This is a genomic window from Streptomyces niveiscabiei (assembly GCF_033794345.1).
GTDB classification, from domain to species: domain Bacteria; phylum Actinomycetota; class Actinomycetes; order Streptomycetales; family Streptomycetaceae; genus Streptomyces; species Streptomyces niveiscabiei.
This window is the reverse complement of the sequence record NZ_JARAYJ010000031.1, coordinates 111,485-124,875: the sequence shown is the minus strand read 5'-3', so window position 1 is coordinate 124,875 and position 13,391 is coordinate 111,485. Positions and strand designations below refer to the sequence as shown.

General features: G+C 71.3%; 11 protein-coding genes and 1 pseudogene. 4 read left to right on the top strand and 8 right to left on the bottom strand.

Annotated features, from left to right (window positions below; genetic code table 11):
* From PV682_RS32920 to PV682_RS32905, 4 genes and pseudogenes are all read right to left on the bottom strand, one after another.
* Nucleotides 1-743, bottom strand: a pseudogene (locus PV682_RS32920) (hypothetical protein); the annotation flags it as partial.
* Nucleotides 725-1,465, bottom strand: a complete 741-nt coding sequence (locus tag PV682_RS32915) for an ABC transporter ATP-binding protein (protein ID WP_109364425.1) — start codon at nt 1,463-1,465, stop codon at nt 725-727. The gene PV682_RS32915 and the pseudogene PV682_RS32920, both read right to left, overlap by 19 nt.
* Nucleotides 1,466-1,647: 182 nt before the next feature.
* Nucleotides 1,648-3,006, bottom strand: a complete 1,359-nt coding sequence (locus tag PV682_RS32910) for an aspartate aminotransferase family protein (protein ID WP_112472590.1) — start codon at nt 3,004-3,006, stop codon at nt 1,648-1,650.
* On the bottom strand, nt 3,003-3,482 hold the full coding sequence (locus tag PV682_RS32905; protein ID WP_319735420.1) for an Lrp/AsnC family transcriptional regulator: 480 nt from the start codon (nt 3,480-3,482) through the stop codon (nt 3,003-3,005). Before PV682_RS32905 ends, PV682_RS32910 begins: the two co-directional genes overlap by 4 nt.
* 184 nt (nt 3,483-3,666) lie before the next feature.
* Here PV682_RS32905 and PV682_RS32900 point away from each other — a divergent pair, with 184 nt between their 5' ends.
* From PV682_RS32900 to PV682_RS32885, 4 genes are all read left to right on the top strand, one after another.
* Entirely contained in the window at nt 3,667-5,106 is a 1,440-nt protein-coding gene (locus tag PV682_RS32900; protein ID WP_319735419.1) for a gamma-aminobutyraldehyde dehydrogenase, read from the top strand.
* Between the two features lie 143 nt (nt 5,107-5,249).
* Nucleotides 5,250-6,443: a sensor histidine kinase gene (locus PV682_RS32895; protein ID WP_319735418.1), complete on the top strand. Its 1,194-nt coding sequence runs from the start codon at nt 5,250-5,252 to the stop codon at nt 6,441-6,443.
* The gene (locus PV682_RS32890) at nt 6,440-7,123 is read left to right on the top strand and encodes a response regulator transcription factor (protein WP_319735417.1); all 684 of its coding nucleotides are present in this window, start codon (nt 6,440-6,442) and stop codon (nt 7,121-7,123) included. Before PV682_RS32895 ends, PV682_RS32890 begins: the two co-directional genes overlap by 4 nt.
* Nucleotides 7,124-7,292: 169 nt before the next feature.
* Nucleotides 7,293-9,494: an MMPL family transporter gene (locus tag PV682_RS32885; RefSeq protein ID WP_319735416.1), complete on the top strand. Its 2,202-nt coding sequence runs from the start codon at nt 7,293-7,295 to the stop codon at nt 9,492-9,494.
* A 197-nt stretch (nt 9,495-9,691) separates the two neighbouring features.
* On the opposite strand, the gene PV682_RS32880 is transcribed toward PV682_RS32885, so the two are convergent.
* The 4 genes from PV682_RS32880 to PV682_RS32865 form a co-directional block, all read right to left on the bottom strand.
* Complete coding sequence (locus PV682_RS32880) at nt 9,692-10,636, bottom strand: macro domain-containing protein (RefSeq protein WP_319735415.1); 945 nt, start codon at nt 10,634-10,636, stop codon at nt 9,692-9,694.
* 1 nt (nt 10,637) lies between these two features.
* Nucleotides 10,638-10,817, bottom strand: a complete 180-nt coding sequence (locus PV682_RS32875; RefSeq protein WP_319735414.1) for a hypothetical protein — start codon at nt 10,815-10,817, stop codon at nt 10,638-10,640.
* 458 nt (nt 10,818-11,275) lie between these two features.
* Nucleotides 11,276-11,974, bottom strand: a complete 699-nt coding sequence (locus tag PV682_RS32870; RefSeq protein ID WP_319735413.1) for an LAETG motif-containing sortase-dependent surface protein — start codon at nt 11,972-11,974, stop codon at nt 11,276-11,278.
* Nucleotides 11,975-12,148: 174 nt separating this feature from the next.
* Nucleotides 12,149-13,090, bottom strand: coding sequence for a hypothetical protein (locus tag PV682_RS32865; RefSeq protein ID WP_319735412.1), 942 nt, complete (start codon nt 13,088-13,090; stop codon nt 12,149-12,151).
* Nucleotides 13,091-13,391 lie beyond the last annotated feature (301 nt).

Below are 13,391 nucleotides of genomic sequence, written 5' to 3'. Positions count from 1 at the left end.
CTTGCCCGCGCTTGCGGGGTGCCGCTGCGCCCACCCGTGCCGCCCCTAGCGGCACGACTGCCCGCAGCTACGGCAGGGGGGTGGAGTGGGTGCGGGGCGTTGTCTGGTGCTTTTTTCTTTTCCTGTGCGCTTCTCCGCGCTCCGAATCTTCCGTATGAGCCGAAGGTTTCTCGGGTGGTTCGTTTGCTGAAGCCGCTGAAGGCCCGGTGGGTTGCGTGGGCTGCTACCTGGGTGTCTCTCGGGCGGAGCATCAGGGCTACCGCTGTTGAGGAGGTCAGGGGGGCCAGGGCGAGGAGGGTGAGGGAGGCCGGCAGGGGGAGGGGGTGGTCGGCGGCGAGGAAGTCGGAGGCGGCTCCGTCGAAGGGGAGGCCGGTCAGGTCGCCGCGCAGGTGCAGGAAGATCAGGAGCGCCAGCATCGAGCCGAAGAGGGTCGACAGGGCTGTTGTCGTCGCCGAGACCGCCATCAGGCGGGCCGGGCCGAGGCCGATCGCCGCGAGGCCCGGGCGGGGGCGGGTCGCCGGGTCGGTGCGGGCCACCGCCATCGCGAAGTACACCGTCGCCGTCAGCGGGATCGCGCACCAGGCCAGGCGCAGGGCCGAGGACGCCGCCGCCTCGGGGTGGGTCAGGGCGTGGCCCAGCGTGGAGAGGAGCAGGAAGCCCGTTCCCGCTGCCGCCGCCGAGACCGCCAGGCGGCGCGCGTGGACCGCCGGGTGGGCGGCTCGGGTCAGGCGGAGAGCGAGCACGCGGGGCGGCCTTCCGGGTCGGTGGGCGGGGGGAGGTGGACGGTGGTGACGCGGCGGCCGTCCAGGAGGGGCATCGTGCGGTCGGCCAGCGCCGCCGTGTCGGGGTCGTTCGTCGCCAGGACCACCGTGATGCCGTGGGAGCGGGCCGCTGTCGTGAGGGTCCTCAACACGTGGGCCCGGTCGGCCTGGTGGAGGGGTGCCGTCGGTTCGTCGGCGAAGAGGACCGACGGCGCCGGTGCCAACGCCCTGGTGATGCACACCCGTTGCCGCTGCGCCTGCGTCAACTCCCCGGGCCGCGCACGCGCCTTGTCCCCGACGTCGAGCCGCTCCAGCCACTCCAGCGCGGCGGCCTTGGCGCGCCGGCGGCTCGTACCGCGCAGCATGAGGGGCAGCGCCGCGTTCTCCCACACGTTCAGTTCGGGGACCAGCGTCGGCGCCGGGTCGATCCAGCCGAAGCGGTCGCGGCGGAGCCGTTCGCGGGCGACCGGGCCCATCGTGTGGACGGGGACGCTGTTGAACCAGACCTCGCCGCGCTGGGCGGGGGTCAGGCCGGCGAGGCAGTGCAGCAGCGTCGTCTTGCCGCTTCCGCGCGGGCCGGTGACGGCGAGGATCTCGCCCTCGCGGACGCCCACCGAGACACCGCCGAGGCCGGGGGTGCCGTCGCGGTGCGTGAAGTGCAGGGAGCGTGCCCAGAGCACGTCGTTGTCCGGCGGGGCCTCCATGGGCGTACACCTTCGTTCAGATCCGTAGTTCCCGTGCCGTTTCCCCCGTCCGGGGGAACGAAAGGCAGGGGTGATCGGTCACTGCACGCTAGGCAAGGGGTCCAGGGAATGCCGGACAGCACACGGCCCCGCGGCGCCGTTTCTCACTCGAACGGGCGCGCACGGGGCCGTACATCAGACGATCAGAGCTTCGACCACGCCTCCGTCAGCGTCCGGCGCAGGATCTGCTCGATCTCGTCGAACGTCTCCTGGTTCGCGATCAGCGGCGGCGCGAGCTGGACGACCGGGTCGCCGCGGTCGTCGGCGCGGCAGTACAGGCCGTTGTCGAAGAGGGCCTTGGAGAGGAAGCCGTAGATGATGCGCTCGGTCTCCTCCGCGTCGAAGGACTCCTTCGTGGCCTTGTCCTTGACGAGTTCGATGCCGTAGAAGAAGCCGTTGCCGCGGACGTCGCCGACGATCGGGAGGTCGTGGAGCTTCTCCAGGGTCGCGCGGAAGGCGGCCTCGTTGTCGAGGACGTGCTGGTTGAGGTTCTCGCGCTCGAAGAGGTCGAGGTTGGCGAGGGCGACGGCCGCGGAGACGGGGTGGCCGCCGAAGGTGTAGCCGTGCAGGAAGGCGTTGCCGTCCCGGTAGAAGGGCTCGGCGAGGCGGTCGGAGACGATGCAGGCGCCGATGGGGGAGTAGCCCGAGGTCATGCCCTTCGCGCAGGTGATCATGTCCGGTACGTAGCCGAACTTGTCGCACGCGAACGTCGTACCGAGCCGCCCGAACGCGCAGATCACCTCGTCGGAGACGAGCAGTACGTCGTACTGGTCGCAGATCTCGCGCACCCGCTGGAAGTAGCCCGGCGGCGGCGGGAAGCAGCCGCCCGCGTTCTGGACGGGCTCAAGGAAGACCGCCGCGACCGTGTCCGGGCCCTCGAAGAGGATCTGCTGTTCGATCTGGTCGGCGGCCCAGCGGCCGAAGGCGACCGGATCGTCGCCGTGGATGGGGGCGCGGTAGATGTTGGTGTTCGCGACCTTGTGCGCGCCGGGGACGAGCGGCTCGAAGGGGGCGCGCAGCGGGGGGAGGCCGGTGATGGAGAGGGCGCCGTGGGTGGTGCCGTGGTAGGCGACCGTCCGGGAGATGACCTTGTGCTTCGTCGGCTTGCCGGTCAGCTTGAAGTACTGCTTGGCCAGCTTCCACGCCGTCTCGACGGCCTCGCCGCCGCCGGTCGTGAAGAACACCTTGTTCAGGTCGCCGGGGGCCTCGCCCGCGAGGCGCTCCGCCAGCTCGATCGCCTTCGGGTGCGCGTACGACCAGACGGGGAAGAACGCCAGCTCCTGCGCCTGCTTGAACGCCGTCTCGGCGAGCTCGGTGCGGCCGTGCCCGGCCTGGACGACGAAGAGGCCGGCCAGGCCGTCGAGGTAGCGGCGGCCCCGGTCGTCGTAGATGTAGGCGCCCTCGCCGCGCACGATCGTCGGGACGGGGGAGTTCTCGTACGACGACATGCGGGTGAAGTGCATCCACAGGTGGTCGTAGGCGGACTTGCTCAGGTCCTTCATCGGGTTCCCCACATGTAGGTCTGCTTCTTGAGCTTCAGGTAGACGAAGCTCTCGGTGGAGCGCACGCCGGGAACGGCCCGGATGCGGTGGTTGATGACCTCCAGGAGGTGGTCGTCGTCCTCGCAGACGATCTCCACCATCAGGTCGAAGGAGCCGGCCGTCATCACCACGTACTCGCACTCGTCCATGGCCGTGAGCCGGTCGGCGACCGCCTCCACGTCGCCCTCGACGTGCACGCCGACCATCGCCTGCCGCCTGAAGCCGACGGTCAGTGGGTCCGTGACCGCGACGATCTGCATGACGCCCTGGTCGAGGAGTTTCTGGACGCGCTGGCGCACGGCCGCCTCGGAGAGGCCGACGGCCTTGCCGATCGCCGCGTAGGGGCGGCGGCCGTCCTCCTGGAGCTGCTCGATGATCGCGAGGCTCACGGAGTCGAGGTGCTTGCCGGGGGGCTTGTCGGTGCTTCGGTTGGCCACGAGGGCCACTCTGCATGACGTCTCATTCGTCCCGCAAGGCCGTTTCGATGAAATCCGTCGTTGTGGTGGCCAGGAACTGCGGATTTCGTAAGAGTGGCGGGATCGGGGGTGTTGAAGTAACGATACGGCGGATTAGGGTGGGTGTCTCAGCAAGTGGACACCTGAACTCTGGGAGGGACCGGCCGTGAGCACCGAATTGCGTCGGCTGCGCAACTACATAGGCGGCGAGTTCCGTGACGCCGCCGACGGGCGGACCACCGAGGTCGTCAACCCCGTCACGGGCGAGGCGTACGCGACCGCCCCCCTGTCCGGCGACGCCGACGTCGACGCCGCCATGGCCGCCGCCGCAGCCGCGTTCCCCGGCTGGCGCGACACCACCCCCGCCGAGCGGCAGCGGGCGCTGCTGAAGATCGCCGACGCGTTCGAGGAGCGCGCCGAGGAACTCATCGCCACCGAGGTCGAGAACACCGGCAAGCCGGTCGGGCTCACCCGCAGCGAGGAGATACCGCCGATGGTCGACCAGATCCGCTTCTTCGCGGGCGCCGCGCGGATGCTGGAGGGGCGCTCCGCCGGGGAGTACATGGACGGCATGACCTCCATCGTCCGGCGCGAGCCGGTCGGGGTCTGCGCGCAGGTCGCGCCCTGGAACTACCCGATGATGATGGCCGTCTGGAAGTTCGCGCCGGCCATCGCCGCGGGCAACACGGTCGTGCTGAAGCCGTCCGACACGACCCCGGCGTCGACCGTCCTCATGGCCGAGATCATCGGCTCGATCCTGCCGACCGGCGTCTTCAACGTCGTCTGCGGCGACCGCGACACCGGCCGCCGCATGGTCGAGCACCCCACTCCGGCCATGGCCTCCATCACCGGGTCCGTGCGGGCCGGCATGTCCGTCGCCGAGTCCGCGTCGAAGGACCTCAAGCGCGTCCACCTGGAACTGGGCGGCAAGGCCCCGGTCGTGGTCTTCGAGGACACCGACCTCGCCAAGGCCGTCGAGGACATCTCCGTCGCCGGCTTCTTCAACGCGGGCCAGGACTGCACGGCCGCCACGCGCGTCCTCGTCCAGGAGTCCATCCACGACGAGTTCGTCGCCGCGCTCGCCAAGGCCGCCGCCGACACCAAGACCGGGCACCCGGACGACGAGGACGTGCTCTTCGGCCCGCTCAACAACCCCAACCAGCTGGGGCAGGTCTCCGGGTTCATCGAGCGGCTGCCCGCGCACGCCAAGGTCGAGGCGGGCGGGCACCGGGTCGGCGAGACCGGGTACTTCTACGCGCCGACCGTCGTCTCCGGGCTCAAGCAGGACGACGAGATCATCCAGAACGAGGTCTTCGGGCCGGTCATCACCGTCCAGTCCTTCACCGACGAGGACCAGGCCGTCGAGTGGGCCAACGGCGTCGACTACGCGCTGGCCTCCTCCGTCTGGACCAAGGACCACGGGCGCGCCATGCGCATGTCCAAGCGGCTCGACTTCGGGTGCGTGTGGATCAACACGCACATCCCGCTGGTCGCCGAGATGCCGCACGGCGGGTTCAAGAAGTCCGGCTACGGCAAGGACCTGTCGGGCTACGGGTTCGAGGACTACACGCGGATCAAGCACGTCATGACGTCGCTCGACGCGTAACACCATCCAGGACGGCGTACCGCAGACGCAGTACGCCGTCCTCCGCCTTCGGTAGGCGCATCGCCAGCTCAGGCAGGATGTCCCGGCCGGTGCGACCAGGCATCGTTCATGGTGGACGAGCAGCACCGAGCCGGAGAGGACCGATGGCCAGCAGCCTGGAGCGGTACGCCGACCTGCACCCGCGGACCGTGGACGCGGTGACGGCGGTCGCCCTGTACGCCTGCGTCCTGTTCGGCGCCTCCATCAGCACCGACGGGAACCCGCCGCCGGAGAACTGGTCCCCGGAGGTGGTCGCGGTCGTCTCCAGCCTCGCCGTGCTGAGCTGCCGCCTGCACACACGCGGCGTCCTGGTCCTGACGACCGTGTGCGCCATGGTGCTGGTCGGCATGGGCTACCTGCCGAGCCCGATGCTCCTCGCCCCGGTCATGGCCGCGCTGTACTGGACGGCCGCCCTCACGGACCACCGGACGAGCCGCCTGTACGGCTGGAGCGCGGCCGGCGCCCTCGCCGTCACCGGCGTCGCCGTCGACCCGACCTGGAACCTGTTCCTCCTCAAGACCGTCGGCACCGGACTGTGGCTGCTGTTCCCCGTGGCCGTCGGCTCCCGCTCCCGGCTGCGGCGCGCCTACCTCGAATCCGTGCAGGCCAGGGCCGCGCACGCGGAACGCACCCGCGAGGAGGAGGCCCGCCTGCGCGTCACCGAGGAGCGGATGCGCATCGCCCGCGAGCTGCACGACGTGGTCGCCCACCACATGGCCGTCGCCAACGCGCAGGCGGGCACCGCCGCCCACCTCGCCCGCACCCACCCCGAGCAGGCCCAGAAGATCCTCGCCGAGCTGGCCGGCACGACGTCCTCGGCGCTCCTCGAACTCCGGGCGACCGTCGGCATCCTGCGCAGCCCCGACGACCCCGACCCCCTCGAACCCACCCCGGGCCTCGACCGCCTCCCCGACCTGATCGCGGGCTGCCGCTCGGCGGGCCTGGACGTCACGGTCGTCGTCGAGGGCGACCCCCAGCCCCTCCTGCCCGGCGTCGACCTCACCGCGTACCGGATCATCCAGGAGGCGCTGACCAACGTCACCAAGCACGGGCACGGCCACGGCGCCGAGATCCGCCTCGCCTACAAGCGCTCCCGCCTCCTGATCACCGTCACCAACGAGGGCACCGCCCTCGCGCCTCCCGTCCCGGGCGGCTTCGGCCTCATGGGGATGCGCGAACGCGCCCACTCCGTCGGCGGCGACCTCCACGCCGGGCCCCGCCCCGAGGGCGGCTTCCAGGTGACCACGGCCCTCCCCCTGCACCACCGCAGCCACCCCGAAGACGAGGCACCCCTGTGACGATCCGTGTCCTGCTCGCCGACGACCAGGCCCTCCTGCGCGGCACCTTCCGCCTGCTCATCGACTCCTGCGACGACATGGAGGCCGTCGGGGAGGCCGCGAACGGGCACGAGGCCGTACGGCTGACCCGGGAGCTGCGGCCCGACGTGGTCCTGATGGACATCCGCATGCCGGGCGCGGACGGACTCGCCGCCACGGCCGAGATCTGCGCCGACGACGAGCTGTGCGGGACCCGGGTGCTGGTGCTGACCATGTTCGAGACCGAGGAGTACGTCGCCCAGGCGCTCAAAGTCGGGGCCAGCGGGTTCCTCGGGAAGTACGTCACCACCGACGTCCTGCTCAACGGCATCCGAGTCGTCGCCTCCGGGGAGGCGCTGCTGTCGCCGGGGGCCACCCGGGCGCTGATCACCCGGTTCCTCACCTCCCCGGCCGCGCCCGGCAACCTCCTCGCCGCCCCCGAGAAACTCGCCGAACTGACGCCCCGGGAACGCGAGGTCACCGTGTTCGCGGCCGAGGGGAAGTCCAACGACGAGATCGCCGGGGAGCTGACGCTGAGCGTGCTGACCGTGCGCACGCACATCCACCGCGCCATGACCAAGCTCGGCGCCCGCGACCGGGCCCAGCTCGTCGTCATCGCGTACCAGACCGGGCTCGTGCGTCCCTCTCCGCACGGGTTCTGACGGACGTCCTCGGTGTAGTCCTCGGGTAGGAGGCGGGGACTGCGGAAGTACCACGGTTTCGGTAGGGCATTCCACGGTTTCAGCAGGTCCAAGTGGGAACGACGGTACGACGCCAAAGGGCTCCTGCCCAAGGAGGCTTGAGACGAACCCGAGATTCTGGAGTACTGCCTTGGCCACCTTCCTGCACCGACTGGGCCGCCTGGCCTTCCGACGACGCTGGTACGTCGTCCTGATCTGGGCCGCCGTCGTCGCCCTCGTGGGCCTCGGCGCCATGAAGGCCCCCGGCACCACCGACGAAGAGTTCTCGATGCCCGGCATCGAGTCCCAGAAGGCCTTCGACCTCATGGAGCAGCGCTTCCCGGGCGCGGCGGCCGACGGCGCCACCGCACGGGTCGTGTTCGTCGCCCCCGACGGGCAGAAGGTCACCGCCACCGAGAACAAGAACGCCGTCGAAGAGGCCGTCGCCTCGCTCAAGGACGGGTCCCAGGTCGCCGGGGTCGCCGACCCGTTCACCGCGAAGGCGGTCAGCGAGGACGGGTCCACCGCGTACGCCGTCGTCACCTACAAGGTGACCGCGACCGAGGTCTCCGACGCCAGTCACCACGCACTCGACAAGGCCATCGACCAGGCCCGTGCCGCCGGGCTCACCGTCGAGGCGGGCGGTACGGCGATGGAGGCGGGCGCCGGGCCCGGCGGGGTCGCCGAGGCCATCGGCATCGCCGTCGCCGCCGTCGTCCTGCTCATCACGTTCGGGTCGCTCGCGGCTGCCGGGCTGCCGTTGCTGACGGCGATCATCGGGGTCGCGATCACGATGCTGTCGATCACGCTGCTCGGGGACGCGCTGGGGCTGTCCAGCAGCACCGGGACGCTCGCGATGATGCTGGGGCTGGCCGTCGGGATCGACTACGCGTTGTTCGTCGTGTCGCGGTTCCGGGAGGAGCGGGGCAAGGGGCGGGACGCGCGGGAGGCGGCCGGGCTGGCCGTGGGGACCGCCGGGTCGGCTGTGGTGTTCGCCGGGCTGACCGTGGTCATCGCGCTGGCCGGGCTTGCTGTCGTCGGGATTCCGATGCTGACGAAGATGGGGCTGGCGGCGGCTGGGGCGGTGGTTGTCGCGGTGCTGGTCGCGTTGACTGTTGTGCCGGCGTTGCTGGGGTTCTGGCCGAACGCGGTACTGAAGAGGGCAGAGCGCAAGAAGTCCGATCATCGCACCGGGACTTCTGCCGCCCCCGACAACATGGGCACCCGCTGGGCCCGCTTCGTCCTGCGGCGTCCCCTCCCCGTCATGATCCTCGGCGTCGTCGGACTCGGCGCCCTCGCGCTGCCCGTGACCGGACTCCAGCTCGGTATGCCGGGCGACGAGGCGAAGCCGACGTCCACCACCGAGCGGCGGGCCTACGACGCCCTCGCCGACGGCTTCGGACCCGGGTTCAACGGCCCCCTCACGATCGTCGTCGACGCCAAGGGCACCGGTGACGCCAAGGCCGCCGCGTCCACCATCAGCGAGGAGATCGCCGGTACCAAGGGCATCGTCTCGGTCTCCCCGGCCCGCTTCGACAAGGCCGGCGACACCGCCGTGTTCAGCGCGACGCCCGCCACCGCGCCGACCGACGAGAAGACGAAGACGCTGGTCAAGACGATCCGCTCGGACCGTCCCGAGGTCGAGCGGGCGACCGGCGCGCAGTTCGAGGTCACCGGCACCACCGCCCTCAACATCGACGTCTCCGACAAGGTGCAGGGCGCGCTGATCCCGTACCTCGTCACCGTCGTCGGCCTCGCGATCCTGCTCCTGCTGGTCGTCTTCCGCTCGGTCCTCGTCCCGCTCAAGGCGGCGCTCGGCTTCCTCCTGTCCGTCCTCGCGGCGCTCGGCGCGGTCGTCGTCGTCTTCCAGGACGGCCACGCGGCGAGCCTCTTCGGGGTCGACCAGACCGGTCCGATCATGAGCCTGATGCCGATCTTCATGGTGGGCATCGTCTTCGGACTCGCCATGGACTACGAGGTGTTCCTCGTCTCCCGCATGCGCGAGGGCTACGTCCACGGCGACTCCGCCCACGAAGCCGTCGTCTCCGGCTTCCGGCACAGCGCCCGCGTGGTCGTCGCCGCCGCGCTCATCATGATCGCCGTGTTCGCCGGGTTCATCGGCGAGAGCGAGTCCATGATCAAGATGATCGGCTTCGGGCTCGCCACGGCCGTTCTGCTCGACGCGTTCGTCGTCCGCATGGCCATCGTGCCGGCGGTCCTCGCGCTGCTCGGGGACCGGGCCTGGTGGCTGCCGAAGTGGCTCGACCGGGTGCTGCCGAAGGTGGACATCGAGGGGGAGGCGCTGGTGAAGGCCGCCGATGAGACGCCGGTTCAGGAGCCGGTGGGGGTGTAGGGGGGGTAGGGGGTACGCCGGCGGCGGGGTGGCCGGTGGTGTGCGGGGGCTGGTCGATGGGTGGCGTGGGCCGGGCTCGGTGTGGTCGTACGGGGTGATAGTCGTACGGTCGTGTCGAGCCCGGCCGTCATGGTGGGCCCCCGGGCGTGGGCCGACGGGTTCCCTGACGTCGGCGTCCGGTCCTCGTCGGGTGGGGTTCAGTGCCGCAGCGCCCGGCGGTACGCGGTCTCGTCGTCCTCGCCGAACACCGTGAACACCACCCGGTCGAACCGGCCGGGGTGTTCGGCCAGCCACTCCGTGACCGTACGGACCGCCACCGGGGCCGCCTCCTCCTTCGGGTAGCCGAAGACGCCGGTGCTGATCGCGCACAGGCCGACCGTGCGGACGTCGTCCAGCTCGGCCGCGAGGTCCAGGCAGGCGCGGTACGACGAGGCCAGCGCGTCCGCGTCGCCCTGCGCCGGGCGGCCCTGGACGACCGGGCCGACCGTGTGCAGCACGTAGCGCGCGGGGAGGTGGTAACCCCGGGTGACCTTCGCGACCCCCGTCGGTTCGGGGGCGCCCTGCGCGTCGTACACCGTCTTGCAGTCGTCCCGCAGACGCGGGCCCGCCGCCGAGTGGATCGCGTTGTCGATGCAGGGGTGCAGGGGGCGGAAGCAGCCGAGGAGGCCGCTGTTCGCGGCGTTCACGATGGCGTCGGCGGCGAGGGTGGTGATGTCGCCGCGCCACAGGGACGTACGGCCGTCGGGGGTGGGGGCCGTGGGGAGTCCGGCCGGTGCGGTCGTCGGGCGGAGCCCGCGTTCGCCGCCCAGCAGCGCGTCCAGTTCGCGGTCCGTGCCCTCGGGGAGGGGGCCGGGGTCGCGCACCGTCAGCAGGGCGCGCAGGACCTGGCGTGCGGTCGCGGGGTCGTGCAACTCCGGGAGCGAGCCGGGGACCAGGCCGAGGCGGGCCGTCGCCGGGTCGCCGTTCATGAGGCGCAGTGCGTTGCGGACGTGCTCGTCGAGCCGGTCCGCCGGGGCGGGGGGTGCGGTGGGGTGGAACGGGGTGTCCAGGGCGACGTCCGTGCGGTACTCGGCGAGGGGGAGGACCCGGGGGCCCCTGCGCGGGGTGAGGAACGTCGGCGGGGTCAGGGGGAAGTCCGGCATCTCAGGGCACCAGGAAGTCGTCCGCCCGCACCGGGACCGACAGGGCTCTTCCGCCGAGGGCGGCGGGGACCTCGGGGTGGTGCGGGTCGATACGGACCGGGCGGGCGCCGGGGGTGTGTCGCACGAGGTTCTCCTGGGGGTGGCGGATGACGCCGGGGCAGTGGCTGAGTGGCTGAGCCACTTGGCCAGTTGGTCGGCGCCGGGCGGGTGGTCGGCGGGGGTGGTGTGGTGGTGCGGTCGGTGGTCGAGTGGCTCAGCCACTCAGCCACTCAGCCACTTGGAATTGGCTCAGCCATTTTGCCAGTCGCTCGCCCGGGTCCCGGACCCGGTCGGCGTCGCCGTAGTCGTACCGGCCGCCGCGCTCGGCCCGGCGCCCGCGCCGACGAGCACCGCGTCGGACTCGTCGAGCCGGCGGTGGAAGGTGTCTCGGAGGGTGCCCTGAACCATCGCCGTCGCTTCCTCGTTCCCGTACCGCGTGCCGGCCCTGGGGTCAGGGCTCCGTTCCAACGTAGGGGGCCGGAAGGGGAATGTCCCGGTCCGCTTCGGACCGCTGCTGGTCAAAAATGGACCGGAGACGCACGGAAGGCCCGCGGCTCCTTGGGATCAAGGAGCCGCGGGCCTTCCGGGTGCGGGGACGCCTCAGTTGCCGGAGGCCTTGCGGCGGCGCAGCGCGAACACCGTGCCCGCGCCGACGACGATCATGCCCACGGCGATCCCGGCGGCCGGAGCGGTGTAGTCGCTCGCACCGGTCTCGGCGAGGTGGGTGGAACCGCCCGCCGGTGTGGCGGCGTTGCCCGCGGGGGCGGCCGGGGCGGAGCCGGAGGGCTCCGGGGACGGCGAGGTCGCCGTCGAGGAGGAGGACGAGGGAGACGGCGAGGGCGAGTCCGGGGCCGACGGGGTCGGGCTCGGCGCCGGGTACCACGCGGGGCACGCCTTCGACGGGGTCACCAGCGCCGGCGTGATGTCCTCGTCGACGAACCCGCCCGCCTTGACGTGGACCCGGTACGTCCAGTCCGGCGTCCAGTCGACCGGGATGTCGACGCTGGTGCCCTGCGCGGAGGAGTGCTCGATCGTCCTGCTGCCGATGTCGCGGTACTGGTCGTCCGGCATCGAGAGCTTGACCTGCACCGAGACGGTGGCCGAGGTGCCGGTCGGGTCCACGTCGGTGACGCGGATGAAGCCGTGGCCGTCCGCGCCGCACTCGGCCGACGCGGAGAAGTCACGGATGTCGCACGCCGACGCGCTGCCCGCGACGGCCAGACAGAGGGCCGCCGCAGCGGCCGGAACGCCTATGAGACGTGTCGCGCGCAGCACGCGGACACGGGGAGGAAGGGACACGATCGTCCTTAGGAAAGACCTGTGGAAGAGCCTGACCCCCACGTCCTACAAGTCAGCCGAATCCCCTGTCAATCTACTGTCATCGCAGGTCAGGAGGGGTTCAACGGCTTCCCATGGACGACTCGTCACCCTCTCAAACACCGGTCAAGACGGCCATGCCGCGGTCATCCGCACTCATCCGTGGGAGTGCTGGTCCGTACCCGCGGTGAATGCCGCCGTGCGCACCTTCCCGTCGGCCTTGAAGTCCAGGAACAGCCGGTACGTACCCGTGCTCGGCACGTCCGCCGTGAACCTCACCTGAGCCGCGCCGTCCTCGTCGTCGTGCGGATGCACATGCAGGTACGCGAGGTCCCCGGCCCGCAGCGCGACGAGATGCCCGTTCGCCCCGAGGTACGGCTCCAGCCTCACCGGCTTCCCCTCCTTGCTGACCGTGAACCGCAGCTCGCTCCCCTTCCCGGCGGCGAGTTCCCCGTCCAGCGCGACGGTGTACCCGTCGACGGTCACCCTGTTCACCTGCGCCGGCACCCGCTCCGCCGCGTACGCCCCGGCGACCGTCAGATCCGACCCCAGCGTGAGGTTCTCCTTCCCCCCGCCCGGCGTGAAGTCCGCGAACACCCGGTAGCTGCCCGGCTCGGTCAGCCTCACCGGCGTGCTCCACGTCCCGTCCGCCGCCCGGGTCGGGTGCAGGTGCCGGTACTCGGTCAGGTCCCGCGAGGCCACGATCAGGTGCAGCTCCTTCTCGTGCTCGACCTGGTACGACGTGACCGGCCTGCCGTCCGTCCCCCGTACGGCGAACCTGATCACCCCGGCCCTGTCCGCCGCCAGCGCCCCGCTCTCCAGGTCCAGCGTGTACCCGCCCTCGCTGACCTGGAGCCCGGCGGGTACGAGGGGGGTGCTCCGGCCGCCGGACTCCGCGGAGCCGCCGCCCTCGTGGGAGCCGCTCTCGTGCGAGTCGCTCTGGTGCGAGTCGCTCTGGTGCGAGTCGCTCTGGTGAGCCGAGCTCTCCGAGTCCGTGCCGGAGTCGAACGGGCCGACCACCGCGCCCACCCCGTACGCGGCCCCGAACGACACGGTGAGCGCGGCACCGAAAGCGCTGATCTTCTGGAGGGGGTTCATGGCGGGCTCCCTGTTCTGCCTCTCCGGTGATATACCCCAGGGGGGTACGGGGCTCCCACCCTATACCCCGGTGGGGTATAGGGAAAGCCGGGTGGTCCACCGGACGGGGCCTCGCGGTCACCGCACTGCCGCCTTGACGATCCGCTGAGCTGCCGCGTTCACGCCCGGGAGAGAGGCCGAGCGCCGGCCGCCGGCCGGGGTGAGGGAATCCGGACTCCGGCCGCGCCAACACCCCACGATGTCCCAGGGGTTGACGCCTGGGGGTCGGTAGGACAGGACGCCTCCCGCCCGAAAAGTGTTA